General features: G+C 60.7%; 14 protein-coding genes. 8 read left to right on the top strand and 6 right to left on the bottom strand.

The annotated features are described in order from the left end of the window. Window position 1: 1 nt before the first annotated feature. The 3 genes from MUU55_RS21040 to MUU55_RS21030 form a co-directional block, all read right to left on the bottom strand. Entirely contained in the window at window positions 2-835 is an 834-nt protein-coding gene (locus MUU55_RS21040) for a carbohydrate ABC transporter permease (RefSeq protein WP_244762744.1), read from the bottom strand. Beyond that, a complete protein-coding gene (locus MUU55_RS21035) occupies window positions 832-1,710 on the bottom strand; it encodes a carbohydrate ABC transporter permease (RefSeq protein ID WP_244762743.1) in 879 nt (292 codons plus the stop codon). Before MUU55_RS21035 ends, MUU55_RS21040 begins: the two co-directional genes overlap by 4 nt. 135 nt (window positions 1,711-1,845) lie before the next feature. After that, window positions 1,846-3,276: an extracellular solute-binding protein gene (locus MUU55_RS21030; protein WP_244762742.1), complete on the bottom strand. Its 1,431-nt coding sequence runs from the start codon at window positions 3,274-3,276 to the stop codon at window positions 1,846-1,848. A gap of 243 nt (window positions 3,277-3,519) precedes the next feature. Here MUU55_RS21030 and MUU55_RS21025 point away from each other — a divergent pair, with 243 nt between their 5' ends. From MUU55_RS21025 to MUU55_RS21015, 3 genes are all read left to right on the top strand, one after another. Further along, entirely contained in the window at window positions 3,520-4,443 is a 924-nt protein-coding gene (locus tag MUU55_RS21025) for an AraC family transcriptional regulator (protein WP_244762741.1), read from the top strand. Between the two features lie 149 nt (window positions 4,444-4,592). Next, window positions 4,593-6,011, top strand: coding sequence for a hypothetical protein (locus MUU55_RS21020; protein ID WP_244762740.1), 1,419 nt, complete (start codon window positions 4,593-4,595; stop codon window positions 6,009-6,011). 232 nt (window positions 6,012-6,243) lie between these two features. Continuing rightward, window positions 6,244-7,314, top strand: coding sequence for a DUF1176 domain-containing protein (locus MUU55_RS21015; RefSeq protein ID WP_244762739.1), 1,071 nt, complete (start codon window positions 6,244-6,246; stop codon window positions 7,312-7,314). A gap of 83 nt (window positions 7,315-7,397) precedes the next feature. Here MUU55_RS21015 and MUU55_RS21010 read toward each other — a convergent pair whose 3' ends face one another. The 3 genes from MUU55_RS21010 to MUU55_RS21000 all read right to left on the bottom strand — a co-directional run bounded on the left by MUU55_RS21010 (window position 7,398) and on the right by MUU55_RS21000 (window position 11,629). Then, window positions 7,398-9,893 (bottom strand): TonB-dependent siderophore receptor, encoded by a 2,496-nt coding sequence (locus tag MUU55_RS21010; protein ID WP_244762738.1) that lies wholly within the window; start codon window positions 9,891-9,893, stop codon window positions 7,398-7,400. A gap of 137 nt (window positions 9,894-10,030) precedes the next feature. Next, entirely contained in the window at window positions 10,031-11,029 is a 999-nt protein-coding gene (locus MUU55_RS21005; RefSeq protein WP_244762737.1) for a FecR family protein, read from the bottom strand. Window positions 11,030-11,122: 93 nt separating this feature from the next. Then, window positions 11,123-11,629 (bottom strand): RNA polymerase sigma factor, encoded by a 507-nt coding sequence (locus tag MUU55_RS21000; RefSeq protein ID WP_244762736.1) that lies wholly within the window; start codon window positions 11,627-11,629, stop codon window positions 11,123-11,125. 222 nt (window positions 11,630-11,851) lie between these two features. On the opposite strand from MUU55_RS21000, the gene MUU55_RS20995 reads away from it, so the two are divergent. From MUU55_RS20995 to MUU55_RS20975, 5 genes are all read left to right on the top strand, one after another. Beyond that, the gene (locus tag MUU55_RS20995) at window positions 11,852-12,367 is read left to right on the top strand and encodes an RNA polymerase sigma factor (protein WP_280519060.1); all 516 of its coding nucleotides are present in this window, start codon (window positions 11,852-11,854) and stop codon (window positions 12,365-12,367) included. A 145-nt stretch (window positions 12,368-12,512) separates the two neighbouring features. After that, window positions 12,513-13,526 (top strand): FecR family protein, encoded by a 1,014-nt coding sequence (locus MUU55_RS20990; protein ID WP_244762734.1) that lies wholly within the window; start codon window positions 12,513-12,515, stop codon window positions 13,524-13,526. A gap of 110 nt (window positions 13,527-13,636) precedes the next feature. Then, entirely contained in the window at window positions 13,637-16,132 is a 2,496-nt protein-coding gene (locus MUU55_RS20985; RefSeq protein WP_244762733.1) for a TonB-dependent siderophore receptor, read from the top strand. 166 nt (window positions 16,133-16,298) lie between these two features. Further along, a complete protein-coding gene (locus MUU55_RS20980) occupies window positions 16,299-16,826 on the top strand; it encodes an RNA polymerase sigma factor (RefSeq protein ID WP_244762732.1) in 528 nt (175 codons plus the stop codon). An 81-nt stretch (window positions 16,827-16,907) separates the two neighbouring features. Next, window positions 16,908-17,846 (top strand): FecR family protein, encoded by a 939-nt coding sequence (locus tag MUU55_RS20975; protein ID WP_244762731.1) that lies wholly within the window; start codon window positions 16,908-16,910, stop codon window positions 17,844-17,846. Window positions 17,847-17,975: the final 129 nt, after the last annotated feature.

Raw genomic sequence — 17,975 nt, 5'->3', positions numbered from 1 at the left:
CTCATCCTTTCAGTGCGCCGAACGTGAGGCCGGCCACGATGTGCTTCTGGACGAAGCCGAGCACAACCAGGGCCGGAAGCGTGGTCAGGAATGCCATCGCTGCCATCTCGCCCCAGTTCGTGCCGGTGACCGAAACATATTCGGCAAGCGCCGTTGTCACGGTTCTGGCGTCAGCCGACGATGTCAGGGTCGCTGCGAACAGGTATTCGTTCCAGGCGAAAATCCAGGTCAGAATGAAGGTGACGGCCAACCCCGGTCGCGCCAGCGGCAGGATGACGTTGGACAGCACTTGACCGGTTGTCGCACCATCGACCCGCGCCGCTTCGTCAAGCTCCAACGGAATTCCGTCGAGCATGCCCTTCAGGAGCCAGATGGCGAAGGGCAGGTTGAAAACGCAATAAAGCAGGATGAGGCCGATCTTCGTGTCGAACAGCATGAAATCGCCGAACACGAACCACTTGGTGAACAGCAGGAAGAGCGGCAGCAGAAATACGGCCGGCGGCGCCATACGATTGGTGATCAGCCAGAAGAAGACGTTGTCACCGCCGCTGATCCTATAACGCGACAGCCCAAACGCGGCGAGCAGGCCGAGCGCGCAGACCAGCGCCGCGTTCGATGTCGCCACGATCAGGGAATTCCAGAGATACTGCAGGAAGGTCGAGCTGTTCAGTACCGCCAGGAAGTTGTCCCAGTACAGATCATCGATGAGGAATGACTTCGAGTAAAGCTTCACGCGGGGGCGCATTGAAACGACCAGCATCCACCAGACTGGAAGCAGCGTCAGAATGGTCAGGCATATCCAAAGGACGAAGGAGGCGATACCGGAGCGTCTCATTGTGCATCTCCCTTGCGGCCGGTCATGGCGACGAACAGAAGCCAGCTTAGAACGATCGTGACGTAGAGCGTCAGCAGCGACATGGCCGCGCCGTAGCCGTAGTCGGTTTTCGGAAAGACGTTGATCCAGATATGAAGGCCGATGAACCGGGTCGCTTCTGCTGGGCCACCTTTTGTCAGCATCCAGATTTCGTCGACCGAGCGCAGCGCGTCCATCAACCGGATAAAGACGGTTGTCAGCAGCACCGGCTTCAACATCGGAACGATCACGTACCAGAAAATCTGCAGCTTGTTGCCGCCGTCGATCTGCGCCTGTTCGAGCGGCTCTTTCGGCAGCGCGGTCAGTCCCGCCATAAGTGACAATGTGACGAACGGTGTCCAGTGCCACAGGTCCATGATGATCGCCGTGGCGAAGGCGTGGTAGGCATTGGTCGAGATGTTGTAGTCGATGCCGAACCACTGTTTCAGGTAGTAGGGTACGATCCCGAAGCCCGGAACACAAAGCAGCCGCCAGGTGGCGCCGACTGCAATGGGCGCGACGACGATCGGCAATGTGTGGATCGTGCGGAAGAACTGTCGAACCCACAGACGGTCTGCCATCAGCGCGCGAGCGAGAACATAGCCGAGCAACAATTCGCTCACGACGACGAAGAATGCGAAGACCAGCGTGCGTGCAAGCGAGTTCAGGAAGGTCGTGTCAAAAACCAGGCTGCGATAGTTCTGCAGGCCGGCCCAGCGCAGGGTAGGATCGACTGCGTTGGTGTTCCAGTCGAAAAAGCCGACATAAAGAATGTAGATGAAGGGAATGAACCCGACAACGAGCAGGATTAGCGTGGCTGGTGCTAGAAACAGCCATCCGATGTTGGATTGTCTCATCTTGTGCTCCGTCAGATCGTCCTTGAGCCTTGTTCGCCCGACTATCGCTCTCGCGAGCTGGCTCGCGATGCGTCGTCAGGAAAGGGGCGGCCGCCTTGCTGAAGGCGACCGCCAACCGCCGGGAGGTTGCGGTCTTTACTTGCGGTAGCCGAGCTTCACGAGTTCAGCTTCGGCAGCGGTGGCGGCCTGATCCAGCGCATCGTCCGGCTTGATCTCGCCGACGATCGCCTTGTAGATGAACGGCGCAACCACCTGCAGGACCTGCGCGTGGAACGGGAACGGCGGAGCACCGGCGAACAGCTTTCCATCCTCACGCATCAGCGTGTAGTAGCCGTTCATCTTCTTGTCCTGATCGACGATCCTGGGATCCTCGTAGGTCGAGTTCATGACGATGCGGGAGCCGGCCAGTGCCCAATCGGTCTGCACCGAAGCCTGGCCGATGTACTGCAGGAACAGCAGCGACGCGTCCTTGTTCTTGGACGAATGCGGGATGCCGAACGCGCCACCATCATAATAGCCGATATATCCCTTGCCGGATTCGGCTGTTTCCATGACGCCCGCCTCGACCGGAGGCAGTGCCACTCCCACCTTGCCGACCACGGTGGACTTGCTTTCGTCCGTCGCGATCCAGGCTGCGTTTTCACCATAGACAAGCCCCTGGGCCGCGCGGCCTGCGGCAAACGTGCCAGCAACCTCGTCCCAGGTGGATGACGTCGATTCCGGCGGGGCGTATTTCAAGAGCCCGACCCAGTAGTTGAGCGCCTTCTTCGCGGCGGCGGAGTTCATCTGGCCGCCATTGGCTTCCGTCGCTGCAAAGGTCGTGCCGTCGATGCCCCAGTTGTAGACTCCGAAGGTTGGTGCGATGGATTCGAAGAACTCGTAGAAGGCAGCAGGGTGGCTCGACGAAGCCTGGACTGTGGTTCCCCAGAGTTCCTTGTCTGCACCGTATTCGGTGAAGAACTTGGCGATCTGGGCATACTCGTCATGCGTCGTCGCGGGCTTCAGATCCGCACCGGTCGCATCCTTGTAGGCTTTCTGGATCGCTGGATCATCGAAAAGATCCTTGCGGTAGAGGTAGGGCTTGATGAACGCTTCCATCGGAACGCCCATTACGTTGCCCGATTTCGGATCCTTGAAATAGTTCAGGAAGGTGGTGAAGTTCTCCGGCTTGAAATCCGGCGAAGCGATCTTTGCATTGTCGGCAAGCGACTTGGTGATGTCGACCAGGAAGTTGCGGGCCAAATAGGTATAGACGATGTCCTGCTCGATGTAGACGAAGTCATAGATGCCGGTATTGGCCTCCATGTCCTTGATCGCCTTGTCGTACATCTGGTCCCAGGATGTAGCCTCGAATTCGACCTTGATGCCGGTCTCCTCGGTGAACTTCGGACCGAGGACCTGTTCGACATATTTCGACGCCGGGGTCGATTCCGAAATGCCCCGTATGGTCGCGCCCTGATAAGGCTGGGCGGCAGTTTTCCACCAGGAATCTTCAGCAAGAGCGGTGGAGCTCCAGAGGCCAAGCGAGATGAAGCCGACGCCTACGGCTTTGACGAAACTGTTCATTGTTCTCCTCCATTTGGATCGCAAAATCGGTCCGGTTGCGCGCTCTAAACTCTCCTCCGACACGCTCAACGGACCTTAATCGTTGTAGAAAGAACTGGTGGACACAAGAGCGGCCGTTGCGCGATACTGATACTCTCATGCGCGAAATGCCCAAAATATCCATGAAATCTTGTGTGCGTTGCACAATGTAATATTGATTGTCGGTGCAACGAGCATGTTCGGAACCACGGGAGGATGGCTGCAATGTCCGTTATTTCGCCAACGGTCGCCAGATTTGAATATGTCTTGACCGGCGCGGACGAGTCATTCCTGTGGCGCCGCGACGACTATCCGTGGGAGCGCAACGTCTGGAATTTCCACCCGGAGGTGGAGATCCACTACATTGCCAACGCCAGCGGGGTCCTGCTTGCAGGCGATCACGTCGGCGCGTTTACGCCAGGCCATATTTCCGTCATCGGCAGCAACCTGCCGCACGACTGGGTGACGCCGCTTGGACCGGATGAGCGAATTCCAGGACGCGACATCGTCATTCAGTTTCTGCCGGCCAAGCTGGAGCAGGCTTCGGCCTTCCTTCCGGAGCTGGCGGGGCTGCATGACTTTCTCACCCGCGCGCAGCGAGGGCTCTCCTTCAAGGGCCGGGCGCGGGAACGGGCGGAGGGACTGATACTCGACATGGAATTCCAGACCGGCTCGGTGCGGCTTTCGACCTTCCTGTCATTGCTCTCCCTGCTGCGGGACACTGACGAGTTCGATACGCTGTCGTCAGAAGCTTATGTTCCGGACCTGAGTTATGGATCGCTCGAAGCGCTGCAACAGGTCTTCGCTTATCTCTTTGCCAATCTGTCGGAGGACATCCGGTTGCCGGTCATGGCGCGCATGGTCGGCATGAGCGACAGCGCTTTCTCGCGGTTCTTCAAGAAAAACAGTGGCCACAGCTTCACCGATCACGTCAACAAGCTTCGTATCTGGAAGGCGGGTCAGCTCTTGACCGATACCTCTATGCCGATAACGGACATCTGCTTTGAGGTGGGCTATCGCAATCTGTCAAATTTCAACCGGGTCTTTCTCCGCCACCACAATTTAACACCGACAAGGTATCGGAAATTGTCCACCAACCGTAGAACCGTTCCGTTACCTCAGATCGCGGCAGACCATCTGCCTGTATAGTGGGATGTATTCTCTCCGTGCTCTTCATTCTGTCCGGACACTGATCTTGTCTTAGTGGCGGCTTATTTGTGCATGAGGCGAGAATACGAGGAGGCGGAGGGCCGTTATATCCGGCATTCGCAACCATATTCGACAGGCATTTCCGTATAATGTTCAGGATGTTCGCGGCGTTTTCGGCCGTCTCTCTCGTTTCGCTCCTTCTTGTTTCCTGTGACAGCTCCTCAGCCCCTGAGACTGGCGGCTTCTTTCCCGCGCCGCTGCAGGAATCGTCCAGCGTCGCTCTGGCACGTGGCGCGGATGGCCGCTCGCACATGGCCTTCACCGGTTATGACGGCGAGACGAAGAACGAGATCTACTACGGCGTCTGCGAGGGTGCCGGTTGCGGCACGAGTCTGAAAGAATGGTCGGTCGCGACCATCGCCTTTCCAAGCGCCATCAAGCTGCAACTTGCCGTGACACCGGACGGCAAGCCACGCCTCTATATCGTCGCCCGGCCTCCGACCGAGGAGACGAACTATAACCGGACCTATTCCTACGGCGAATGCGATACGGACTGCGCGGAGGCGGACAACTGGACGTTCACGCGCATCGCCGAAAGCGGCGATAATCTCATCAGCGACGCGCTGACGCCGCGCGTGCCGGACCGCACCTTCGTGCTCGACGGCAAGGGCAATCCGCGCTTCATCTACACCGATGGCAACTACATCATCGAACCGGACCACTACGGCGCATTCGTCATGGCCTGCGACGACGGCTGCACCGAGCGCCAGAATTGGACCGAGACGGACCTTGCCCTGCATGTCGGCTACAGCACCGAATCCTTCAGCAAGCCGGCGCTCGCGGTGGCCGAGAACGGCGCGATGGGCGTGGTTGCGGGTCTCTATCCCTTCGCCGAAGACGGCACCCAGCTGAAGCAGGGCCTCTATTATTATGGCTGCGAAGCCGATTGCACCGACAAGGCCAACTGGCGGCGGACCTTCATCGTGCAACCGGGTGGCGGATCTATCCCCAGCCCGACCTGGGACCTGGCCTTCACGCCTGAGGGCAAGCCGCGCCTTGCCCTCTTTGCCGGCGACGGCACCGAGGTCGAGGGGCTCGCACACCAGCTTCTCTATGCCTGGTGCAACGAGAAATGTGATACGGAGGATGGCTGGTCGGCCAACGCCGTCAATCCCGGTAAGGGCGTTGGTGAGGGAACGGACCTCGTCCTCGACAAGGAAGGTCGCCCGCATATCGCGATGCTGACCGCCAATGGCCAAGCGGCCATCGCGCGTTGCACCGATGCGTGCGAAACGGACGCGCCGCAATGGACGGCTGATCTGGCCGAGGAGATCGCGGTGCCCCAGAAGGAACGGCCGCAGGCGCTGCCCTTCCACTGTGACGGCGAGGTTTGGAATGGCTTCCTGCCGTCGTTGACCCTCGGCGAAAAGACGGCGACCATCGGCTACGACATCGTGGTTGAGGCGCGCTGCCTCTACAAGGATGTCGACGAACCGATCCCTTCGGCCACCTTCCACGAGATTTTCCGCGGCAGCCGTATTGCCACCGTGTCGCTCAACGGCGATTGAGAATGGGAGCGGCCCTCTATGGGTGCCGTTTTCTAGCGTATTGCTTCGCCGGAAACCGCATCGCTCGGCGCGCCGACAGGCTGAGCGCGCTGATGCCTATGACGAAGAGACAAGCCCAACTTCCGTCGCCAGAAGGGCAGAATCGAAGGGGGAGGTCTTCCTCCTGCCGAATATATGGGCGTGGCTGCGCGTGGTGCTCATGGCGGTGCCCGAAGCAGAGGAAACGGTAACGATGCGGCGCAGAACTGGAAAAAATATCAGAGGCATATTCAAGCCGCAGGTGCTGGCCGTCGGTTTCACGTTGTTGTCGATGGAGGCGATGGCCGAGGAGGTGAGGGAGTTTCGCGATTGGCGGGCCGGTTGCGACAACATCATGCACTGCACGGCGCTTTCCTTGCCGAAAGAAGACGACAGCTCGATCGCTTACCTGCATTTCGAACGAAGCGCGGGTGCGGATGCGCCGGCGGCGCTTGTCCTGCGCGTGCTCGGTGATTGGAAGACGCCGTCCGTTCCCCTCGATCTCAAGCTCGATGGTGTCGTTTTCCCCGTCAGCGCGCAGGCCGTGGCGGACGAGAACGGCACGCTTTCCCTGGCCTTCCAGCCCGCCGAGGTCGCAGCCTTCCTCGATGCTGCCCGCAAGGCGACGCAGCTGACGGTCGATGCTCCCGGCATGACGGCAACCGTCTCCCTCTCGGGCTCCGTCGCCGCGATGCTGTGGATTGATGAGCAGCAGGGCCGGCTCGATACCACCTCAGCCCTCATCCGCAAGGGCAAGAGCACGAACGTTCCCGCGGCCTTGCCGTTGCCGGTGACGACAGCCAAGGCCGCTGCCGGCACGCTTTCGAACGCGGACAACAAGGCGCTCACCACTGCGATGCGTGAGGAGCTGACGCGGCAAGGTGAGGACCTTTGCGAGGACGACGAGGTTCTTATCGATTCGGACGAAGCCTGGCCGCTGGACGGCGGGCGCCACCTGATCGGTCTTGCCTGCTCGCGCGGCGCCTACAATCTCACGACGGCCTTCTGGCTCATCAAGGGCAAGGATGTGTCGACGGCAAAGCCGGTCCGTCTTCCGCACGGCGAAAGCGATACGGACAACACGCTGGTCAATGTAAATTTCGACCCGAAGACCGGCCGGATGGACTTCTTCTCAAGAGGGCGCGGCATTGGCGATTGCGGCATTATCGGCAGCTTTGCCTGGACGGGTGAGGCTTTCACGCGAACCGGCTTCAGCATGATGGGCGAATGCCGTGGCATCGCTTCGACTGACTGGATCCCACTCTATCGCAGCTTGGTGAAGTAGGGCGCGGGATGACGGCACCTCGAAGTGTAGGTGCCGACCCCGTGTGACCAGTGCTGCCCCGAAGGGCAGCACGCGAGATCGTATCAGAACCGGAAGGAGAGGCCGGCGCTGATCGTTCGTGCTTTTCCGTAGGAGCAGCCGAACGCGTAGCCGCAATCCGAGACATAGGTCTTGTCGAACAGGTTCTCGACGTTGAGGGTGGCCTTTATCCCCTCCATGCGGGGCTGGATCTTGCCGAGATCGTAGCTCAATGCGGCATCGACAACCGTAAAGGCGCGCGTCTTGATCGTGTTCGCGCCGTCCACAAACTTCCGGCCGGTGTAGCGGACACCTGCGCCGACATTCAAACCTTCGAGGGCGCCGTTCTGGATCTCGTAGTTGCTCCACAGGGAGGCGGACCAGGGGGCATGATAGGTGGTCTTCTTGCCCTGATAGTAGGAATCTACGGTGTATTCCGCATCCGTATAGGTGACGCCGCCAATGACCTGCCAATGAGGGAGAATTTCCGCCTTGGCCTCGAATTCGATGCCCCGCGCGCGCGTTTCGCCTTGCTGAAGCGAGTAGCCGGGGTGATCGTGATCGTCCGTCAGGGCATTCTGCTGGGTAATCTGGAAAGCCGACAGCGTGAACAGTGCGTTCATGCCTTGAGGCGCGTATTTCACTCCGATCTCATATTGCTGCCCGGTCAGTGGCTTGTAGGATTCGCCGTCGAAGGTCGTGCCCAATTGCGGCAGGAAGGATTCCGAATAGCTGGCATAGGGGGCGATGCCGTTGTCGAAGAGATAGGTCAGGCCGATCCGGCCGGTGAAGGCGCCGTCGCTCTGTTTGTCGACGACCGTTGTTCCGCCATCGGTGACCGGCAAGGTCTTGTTGTTGATCCACGCCCAGTCATATCGCCCGCCGACGGTCAAAACGAACCTGTCCCATTCCATCTGGTCCTGGGCATAGATGCCGACCTGATCGAGCGTATTGTCCCAGCGGGTGGTGAGCGGCGGGTCTTCCGTCGCACCGCCATAGACGGGATTGTAGAGGTCGATCGGATCTGCCTCATAGTCGTTGTAGCCATCGTATTTGCGACCGAAACGACGATAATCGATGCCAACCAGCGTTGTGTGCTGCACCGGTCCCGTATCGTATTCGAACTCCATGTTGTTATCGAGCGACAACACCGAATTGTGCTGGGCCCAATTCAGCTTGTTGCGCACGGCCCTGGAGTAATCGCTCGTTCCATCCGGGTTGACGACGAAATAGCGGAGATAAAACCCTTTGTAGTCATCCTTGACGTCGACATAACGTATGCGGGACCGCAGCTTTGCCTGATCGCTGAACGCGTGGTCGAGATCTGCGCCGAGAACATACTGTTCCCGTTTGAAGTCGTTCCAACCCGGTTCTCCGGTGAAGAGATCGCGATCGATGTATTTACCGTCCGGACCGGGAACCACGGTGCCGATATAGGGCAGGGGCTGATAGTCTGGCACGCCATTGTCACGCTGGTACGAACCATAAAGTGTGACCGACGTGTCTTCATCAGCCTTGATCGTGACGCTTGGCGCGAGAAAGACGCGGCTGCTTTCTGTGAAATCGATCTGCTCGTTGCCGCCTTTCGCAAGGCCCGTCAAGCGATAGAGCACCGACTTGTCGGCGTTCAATGGTCCGCTGAAATCGACCGCGACTTCTTTCTGATCGTGGCTGCCATACCCGATTTTTACTTCCCGATAGGGCGCTTCAAGCGGTTTCTTGGTGACAAGATTGACGAGGCCGCCCGGCTGGTTCTGGCCGTAGAGAACGGAACTCGGTCCCTTCAGAACCTCAATCCGCTCCAGCCAGTAGGGCTCGATCTGGAGTGCCCCGCCCAGGCTGCCGGCATAGGGCAGGTATGCGCCGTCGAGATAGAGCGGTGCCGGAGCAAAGCTTCGCGACGTGACTTCGTCGGCGATCTTGTTGGCATCGGTAAACCCATTGACGTTGACGCCCGGCGTATAGCGCAAAGCCTGGGAGACCGTTACCGAGCCGCGCGCGGTGACCTCGTCGGCCGTTACGACATTGATGGTTTGCGGGATCTTCTCGATGGGCGTATCGGTCTTCGTGCCGGTGGCCGACCGTGTCGCAACCACGCCCTGAACCGGCCCCCAGGCGTTTTCGCCGTCCACCGTGATCGTGTTGAGAGCGGTCGAGCCGTCATCAACAGGCGCTGAATCACCGGCATTCGACGGGCTTTGCAGCGAAACCGTGTTGCCCGAGAAACGATAGGTTACACCGGAGTTCGCCAGCAACTGCGCGAGCGCCTGCTCACGAGAGTAGTTCCCCCGAACGGCCACGCTGCGCAGCCCGTTGACGCGCGATACTTCATAGAAGACCTGCACCCCTGCGCGGTCCGCGAAGGCGAGAATCGCGGTGTTGAGGTCCTGAGCGGGAATGTCGAATGCGACTGCTTCCTGTGTGGCAACCCTACCGGTCGTCGCCTGCTGCGCTTTGGCCGGCGACCCGGAGAGCACCATGCCGACCAAGAGGGCAATCAGGCTCGCCGTCGATCCGAGTTGCCGCCGCGCGTTGTGCGCTCTGTTGGCATGTGGCCCCATTGTAAATCCCTTTCCGTCTTATCTGCGGTGCTTGCGAAAGGCCTCTTCCGCGTGTTCGCAAATAAGACGAATCCAGTCAGGTTTTCCGGTAAGCTTTTTTTGATGTTTTTCTGAGCGCCTGAAAAGGCTCGCGCCGGTCAATAGAGCACGGTCACCAGCGCTGGCAGCGACGTGGATCTCAGCCCCAGTTCGCGTGCGATGGTATCGAGCGCGCGGTTGAGATCTCTGGTTTCGAAAACACCACTTACCTGCCGGCTTGCAAGAGCGGCATTGGCAATGACAATACGTCCACGACGATAGCGGTTGAGTTCGGCAACCACGTCAGCAAGTGAGACCTGGTCAAAGACTAGTCTCCCGCGCCGCCAGGCTGTCGCCTGATCGACGTTTTTGGCAGAGATCTCCCCAAGCCCACTCTGCGACGAATAGCGAACGGACTGGCCCGGAGACAAGGTGATGGCCCCACCAGGGCCGTCACGATCAATCAGTGCGACACGAACTTCATGTTCGGCCACCACGACTTCGACGGCCTCCGGCAAGCGGTCCACGAGAAATTGCGTGCCGAGAGCTGTCGCCGTGCCGCCGGCGCCCTCCACGACAAAGGGACGAGGCTCCTGGCCTCCCATCGAAACTGCGGTAAAATAAGCGGCGCCGGCCAGCAACTCGACGCGCCGTTCGTCCTTGCTGAAATGCAGCGCAATGGCGCTGCCGGAGGCGAGTTCGACAACACTTCCATCGGGGAGCGTCACAGTCTGTTGCTCTCCCGGCGCCGTTCGATAATCGGCAGCCATCAGCGTCAAGGGATTGCCGTACCAGAAGCTTGTCATTCCGATCGCGGCCACGAGACAGGTCATTGCCACGCCTGCTGCAAGCCGTAGCCGTCTTCCCTGTCGGTTGCCGCGTGGCGCTGTGCGCCTGACGGTGGGCTGTCTCATGTCGGCGGCGAGTGAACCCGGCGCATCCCGCAGGGCGGCCAGCGCGCCCCACGTCTGCTGCGCGAAGTGAAATGCCTGGGCGTGGCGCAAACTCTGGGATCGCCAGAGCTCGAAGGCGTGGTGATCCTGATCGCTCGACGTGTCTGCGCCGAGTCGGATCACCCATTCCGCTGCTTCCGCTTCTATCTGCTCTTTGTCGTTCACGCCCTGGTCCATGTCTTATGTGCCGCCAGCCGGGCGCTGTCCACAATAGGACGTGCAACTCGGCGCGATCCGGTAATATCCGGCAGCTTTTTTCTATTGCGGCCGAAGGCGTTGCGTAACATGCAGCAGCGCCTTGGCGAGATGTTTCTGTACGGAGCTTTCCGATACGCCGAGGCGTTCGGCGGTCTGGGCATAACTCAGCCCTTCGATCCGGTTGAGAACGAAGACCTGCCGGGTTCGCTCCGGCAGTTCGGCCACAGCAGAGCGCAGTCGGTCCAGCCTCTGCCTCGCGTCGGCCTCGTCTTCCTGTGTCGGGCGGTCGTCGGCTATGTCGGCCATGTCATCGACGGCTGTCGCGTCTGTTCTGCGGCGAGCCTGCTGGCGAACATGATCGACTGCGAGGTTGTGCGCCGTGCGGTAAAGGTAGGAGCGGCTGTGCAGGACCGTCGCGCCGCCCGCCGAATCCTGTTCGACATAGCGGAGGAACGCCTCCTGCGTCAGATCCGCGGCCGCTTCCGCGTCCTTGAGTTTGTTGGTGAGATAGGCTTGCAGCTCCCGCCGATGCGCGAGGAACAGCCCCTTCAGCGATTTAACCGTCACTTTGGCTGGTCAGTTCTTCCAATCATGGGATTTCTTGAATTGCATTATCCAGATTTCGCGTCGTTCGCAATCCGTGGCAAGTCCGACAATTCGACACGGCGCATGCCGAGCGGCTGGAGACTTGCCTTCTTTTTCGAAATCCGCCAATAGGCAAAACATGCATGTAATAATCATGTTTTTCGAGGCCGATGGCTTTCGCACGGCACAGTGTTGGAATAGGGCATGTCAGCCGCGCTCAATGCGATATTCGCAAGGCACCGCCGTTCGCTCCTGTGGACCGTCATGCGCATCGTGCGCGACCCTCAGACGGCGGAGGATCTCGCGCAGGAAACCTACGTGAAGACACGGAAGGCTCTGGACGCGCGACCGATCGAGCATCTCGAAAGTTATCTTTATCAGACAGCCAGGAACCTCGCGCTCGATCATCAGCGGCATCGCAAGGTGCGTGACCGGTTCGAGGATGCCGGGCTGAGCGCCGAAGACCTCGAGAACATTCCGCAGGACATTGCGTCGCCGGAAGAGGCGCTCATCGAGCGGGAACGCCAGCGGCTTTTCGCGGCCGCGTTGGCGGAATTGCCGTTACGCGCCCGCCAGGCCTGGGCGCTTTCCCATATAGGGGGGCGCACCTACCAGGAAATCGCCGATCACCTCGGCGTCTCACGCAATACGGTCTACAACGACATCAAGATGGCGATGGGGTATTGCCGAGATGCATTGGCGCGTCTGGAAAGGGGATAGCGGTATGATGGCTTTTGAAGCAGACCTTCCCACTTGTTCCCTGACGCCGGTACCGCGCTGTCGGCCGGAGATTTTTGTGACGATGGGCACGGCTGATCGTCTCCATCATACGAGCGTCCGGCTCGTCGATTTTCGGGTGGCTTGAGTGGGATACGAACAGGCAGACAGCCGCCAGCGGGCCGGCACCTACACACACCCGGATCCGGCCGTGGACGAGGCACTGGATTGGTTCCTGCGTTTGCAGGACGAGGATACGCCGGAAACCCTTCGGGCTTTCGATGCGTGGGGCGAGGGGCGTCCCGACCGGGTGCAGGCCTTCGACGAGATCGTGCGGATGCAGGGCATGGCCTCGCTGCGCCTGGCGACGCTCGCGGATCGGGATCGTCAGCGTGAAGAACGCCGGCAGGCCGGCCGGACCACGGTAGCGCGTCGGCCTATCCGGCCATGGCGGCTCGGATATGCCGCTATGGCGGCAATCGTTCTTGCCGCCATGGCCTGGCAGCAGATCCCCGGCCTTCTCCTGCAATGGCGGTCCGACTACCTGACGGCAACCGGCGAGCGTCAGACGATCACCCTCCCGGACGGCTCTTCCGTCGTGCTCAACACGGCATCGGCCATCGCGATCGATTTCGACAAGGGTGCCCGGCGCGTGACGCTGCTGGGAGGCGAGGCCTATTTCGACGTCAGGCATGATGCGGAACACCCGTTCATCGTGGCAGGGCATTTTTCCGATGTCGAAGTGAAGGGCACGGCCTTCGGCGTCCTGGCGGAAGATGCGCGTGATACGATCGTGCTCGAACGCGGACGCGTGGATGTTACGCGCCGGGCGGAGCGGGGGGAGCGGGCGATACTGGAGCCCGGCCAGATGGTCATCGCCACCGATGAGGGGCTCTCCGCGGTGACGGGTGCGGATCCCGCCCAGTCGCTGGCCTGGCGGGAAGGGCGCATCGTCTTCCACGACAGGGCCTTCCGCGCCGCGCTTTCCGAGCTTCAGCGCTACTATGACGGACAGGTGCTGCTCGTCTCGGGACGTTTCGCGAACCGTCTCGTCAGCGGCAACTACCGCGTTGATGATCCGGAGGCGGCGATCCGCACGCTGGCGGCCTCTGCCGGCGCTTCCGTCACCCGGCTTCCGGGTGGTGTTTTGATCTTGCGTTAAAAACTCAACTTTATTTGTGACGACCCGAAACTCGATCGTCCTCAGTATCGAAGGCATGTATCCGCGCGGTGCGACACAGCCTTCGAACCGGAATTTTGAGGGCTGTAGACATGGTGTATCGGGGGCTTGGGGCATTGGGCGGCAAGGTGAGCGGGCGTGGAGCCGTGGCGGGATCGCGGCTGCTCGTTGCGCTTGCGGGATCGACGATGCTGGGTGGGGTTATCGCCGTCTCAGCGCCGGCGCCGGCTGCGTGGGCGCAGGAAGCCGGTGCTGTTGTCGTTCGTTTTTCAATCCCAGCGCAGCCCTTGTCCTCGGCCGTCGATGCCTTCAGCCGTGTGACGGGATGGCAGGTCGGCTATTCCTCGCAGGTCGCGCGGTCCACCACGACGCGTGCGGTGTCCGGGGCGATGTCGCCTGCACAAGCCCTCCAGACGATGCTGGCCGGCACGAATGTGCGCATTCGCGTGACCGGGCCGGCGAGCGCTGCGCTGGTCGATGCCTCCGAACTTACCGATCTCGGTGCGGCGGCGGATGGCTCGACGGTTCTGGAACCCATCACCGTTCAAGGCACCGGTGCCATGACGGAGGGAACGGAATCCTACACGATCGGCGAGATGCGTTCGGCGACGGGGCTTGCGCTGTCGATCAAGGAGACGCCCCAATCCGTCAGCGTCGTGACGAGCGCGCGCATCAAGGACGGCGGCATGACAACCGTCGAGGATGCGCTGAGCCGCACCACGGGCATTACCGTCTCCGCCACGGGTGGCGAGCGCAGCAATTATTATGCGCGCGGTTTCCAGGTCGAGAACCTCATGGTCGATGGCCTGCCTATCAGCCACGATTCCGATACGGTCGGCTCGGCGACGCTTGCCATGTACGATCATATCGAGGTGGTGCGCGGGGCGACCGGGCTGCTGGAGGGGGCCGGAAGCCCCTCGGCGTCGATCAATCTGGTGCGCAAGCGCCCGACAGATACGCAGCAGATCTCCGTTTCGGGTTCCGTCGGCAGCTGGGCGGATTACATGGGCATGCTCGACGCCAGCGGCCCGCTCAACGAGGCGGGTACGTTGCGCGGCCGCATGGTCACCTCTCTGCAGGACGCCAACACGTTCACCCAGGATTATGAGCACAAACGTCAGCTCTATTACGGTGTTCTTGAAGCCGACCTGACCGAGGCGACGACGCTCACGCTCGGCGGCTTCTACAACAAGGAGAAGAACCCGGGCGCCGACTGGAACGGCCTGCCGACCCGGCCGGACGGCTCATTCTATGATTTCGACCGTTCCGTCCGCTCCAGCCCATCCTGGACCTACTGGAACAAGGAGAATACCAATGTCTTCGGTGAGGTGCGGCACGAATTCGAAAACGACTGGGTGCTGAATCTCAAGGGCAGCTATGTCGATGCCGAGATGGACATGCTCGGTGCCTCGCTCTATCGGCTCGATCCGACCAAGGACGTGCTGGAGTACAATGTTGGCAAGTATCATTATCACCACAAGCAGACCGCATTGGATGCGAACCTGCAGGGTTCGTTCGATCTCCTGGGCCGCACGCACGAACTGTCGGTCGGTGCCAACTACCGGCGCGACAATCATGAAGACGGGCCGGGCGGCTGGCCGTCCTCCTTCCCCTATCAGTTCGATCCGTTCAACTGGCAGACGTCGATCGACGTGCCGATGCCGGACTTCAACTATCTCTGGGAGCGGCAGGCCAATGCCGTCAATTACGGCGCCTATGCCACAGCAAAGTTCAATATCACGGATCCGCTGAACCTCTTCCTGGGTGGCCGGGTCAGCTGGTACGACAGCGAGTCGTTCTTCCGCAGCGCGACCTACACGGAAAGCTCGGCCTTCTCGGCGGATGCGAGGTTCACGCCCTATGTTGCCGCGACCTATGACGTCACCGACATGTTCACCGTCTACGGCAGCGTGACGTCGATCTTCAAGCCGCAGAACTATACGGCTGCGGGAGGCGGGCTACTGGCGCCGGTCGAGGGTACCAACTACGAGGTCGGCGTGAAGGCGGAGACGCTGGACGGCCGGTTCAATGCGAGCTTTGCCCTGTTCCAGATCGACCAGACGAATCTACCCGTGCAGCTTCCGATAGGTGCGTGCGGTGGCGCGCCGGAGTGCTATTCGACCGCTGGAGCGGTGCGCAGCCGTGGTTTCGAGGCGGAAGTCTCCGGTCTGATCACCGACGATTGGCAGGTCTTTGCAGGCTACACCTATGTCGATGCGCGTTTCGCGAAGGATTCGACGACGGGGCTCAAGGGCGACCGCTATGGTCGCGACAAGCCGCAGCATATGCTGACCTTGTCGACGGTCTACACGCTTCCCGGGGAACTGGAAGACTGGCGTGTCGGTGCCTCTGCGCGGTTCCAGAGCGCAATCGAAGGCAACGTGCGCGGTTATACGAACGCCAGACAGGGAGGTTATGGCCTTGTCGATCTCATGGCGGCGTACAAGCCGAATGAGCGCACCGAGTTCAAGCTCAACGTCTACAATCTCTTTGACAAGTCCTATTACAAGAGCGTCGGCTATACGGACAATGCCAACATAATTGGCGCGCCGCGCAGCTTCATGTTCACCGGTACCTACAAGTTCTAGCGCTGAGGGCGACACGCCGGGACGCCTGTCTGGGGAGAGAGCAAAGAATCCCGACCCTATAAACTTGACATTTTAATGCAACTTTATAGGGTCGGGCACCAACCGTCAGGACGTGTACGATCGGATCGGCGGTTTCGGCACCGATTTCCCGCACGAGCCCGACGCAATGACCACCTCCGCAACCGACCTTCAAGACGACCTCATGTCGGTCTATCTGCGGCATTGGAAGATGCTGCGCAGCGCCTTGAAGCGCCGCACCGGTTCGCATGAACTGGCGGAGGAGGCGATGCAGGAGACCTGGATTCGCCTGTCGCGCATGAAGGACGAACCTGCCGTCATTCATGATCATCAGGCGCTTCTCTTGCGCATCGCGGGCAATATCGCCATCGATCTTGCCCGTCGGGAAAACCGCCATCGCGCCCGCTGCGTGAGCGACGACGCGCTTTACGAGGCGATCGCCGATACCTATCCCTCGCCGGAGGTCTTTGCGATCGACCGGGATCAGCTGCGGTTTCTTGCGCTGGCGCTGGCGGAGTTGCCGGCGAAAGCCCGCAAGGCCCTGCTACTCAGCCGCTGCGATGGCCTCTCCCATCGCGAGATCGCCGGAAAGTTGCGTGTTTCCGAGAGCATGGTGGCGAAATATCTGGCGCAGGCGCTGCGCCATTGCCGTGATCATTTTCGCGCGGCCGCATGATCGTTTTGTTCTTCCGCTGCAAATCGGGACAGGCGGCATCGTCCTTGTTATAGGCAGATGCAAGTCGGAAGAGGGCGAGACGTGTCCGGGAAAAAACGGAAACAGGCAGATATTGCACTGAGCGATCAGGCGATCGAATGGCTTGTGCTGCTCCGTTCCGGCAAGGCCGGTGATGCCGACCACGCGGCCTTTGCCGCATGGCGCGAGCGCTCACCGGAACACGCCCTTGCGGCCGAGGAGGCCGAAACCATCTGGCATGGTCTTGGTGTCGTCGGCAACGAGGCGCGGGGCAGGGAACGCCGTGTTACCACCCGCCGGGCGCTTCTCGGCTCCGCCGGTGTCGTATTCCTTGGTTTCGCAACCTATCGGTCGGGCCTTGTCGGCTCTGCGCTCTTCGCCGATTACACGACCGGGACGGGTGAGCAGCGGACGGAAACCCTGCCGGACGGTTCGACGGTGCGGTTGAATGCGCGCACGGCCCTGTCCGTTGATTTCACCGCCGGCCGGCGTTCGCTTACCCTGTATCACGGCCAGGCGACGTTCTCCGTGGCGCACGATGCCAGCCGCCCCTTTGTGGTCGCTGCGGCGAATGGCTGGACGCAGGCCATCGGTACCGTCTTCGACGTGGACATGCGCCCCGCTGAAGTCGTCGTTACGGTGGTCGAAGGAACCGTCGCCGTCTCGACGGACGAGGCCGGCGGCGAACGGGTCATGGCGAGCGCCGATCATCAGGTCCGTTACGCTGCCGGCCAGGCACCGCACGCTGAGGCCGTGGATGCGGAGAGTGAAACAGCCTGGCGCCGCGGCAAACTCATCTTCAACGGCAAGCCTCTCGGTGAGGTCGTTGCCGAAATCCGGCGCTATCGCGGTGGCGAGATCATTATCCTGAGCGAGCGACTGCGCGCGCTGAAGGTAACGGGTGTGTTCGATCTGTCCGATCCTGACGCGATCCTGCGCACCATCGAGGCGACGCTTCCGGTCCGCATCTCCTATCTGCCGCTCGTCACGATCCTGCGGTGAGGGTTGTTGACTGGAAAAATCATCTTTCTTGAAATTTGCGCTGCAAGTTCGCCGATGCCGCCTCGTCCTTGGCTATGAGGGGACGCGAGGCCAGCCGATCGGCGGGCACGAAGGTCCCTGGCAGCGATG

Source organism: Shinella curvata, assembly GCF_022899935.1.
Taxonomy (GTDB): domain Bacteria; phylum Pseudomonadota; class Alphaproteobacteria; order Rhizobiales; family Rhizobiaceae; genus Shinella; species Shinella curvata.
The sequence above is the reverse complement of the archived record's forward strand: the minus strand, read 5'-3'. Positions and strand labels throughout refer to the sequence as shown.

Excerpts from the sequence above, each read along its gene's own strand:
- MUU55_RS21040 (WP_244762744.1), bottom strand. The coding sequence starts at position 835 with ATGAGACGCTCCGGTATCGCCTCCTTCGTCCTTTGGATATGCCTGACC.
- MUU55_RS21035 (WP_244762743.1), bottom strand. The coding sequence starts at position 1,710 with ATGAGACAATCCAACATCGGATGGCTGTTTCTAGCACCAGCCACGCTA.
- MUU55_RS21030 (WP_244762742.1), bottom strand. The coding sequence starts at position 3,276 with ATGAACAGTTTCGTCAAAGCCGTAGGCGTCGGCTTCATCTCGCTTGGC.
- MUU55_RS21025 (WP_244762741.1), top strand. The coding sequence starts at position 3,520 with ATGTCCGTTATTTCGCCAACGGTCGCCAGATTTGAATATGTCTTGACC.
- MUU55_RS21020 (WP_244762740.1), top strand. The coding sequence starts at position 4,593 with ATGTTCAGGATGTTCGCGGCGTTTTCGGCCGTCTCTCTCGTTTCGCTC.
- MUU55_RS21015 (WP_244762739.1), top strand. The coding sequence starts at position 6,244 with ATGCGGCGCAGAACTGGAAAAAATATCAGAGGCATATTCAAGCCGCAG.
- MUU55_RS21010 (WP_244762738.1), bottom strand. The coding sequence starts at position 9,893 with ATGGGGCCACATGCCAACAGAGCGCACAACGCGCGGCGGCAACTCGGA.
- MUU55_RS20995 (WP_280519060.1), top strand. The coding sequence starts at position 11,852 with ATGTCAGCCGCGCTCAATGCGATATTCGCAAGGCACCGCCGTTCGCTC.
- MUU55_RS20985 (WP_244762733.1), top strand. The coding sequence starts at position 13,637 with ATGGTGTATCGGGGGCTTGGGGCATTGGGCGGCAAGGTGAGCGGGCGT.
- MUU55_RS20980 (WP_244762732.1), top strand. The coding sequence starts at position 16,299 with ATGACCACCTCCGCAACCGACCTTCAAGACGACCTCATGTCGGTCTAT.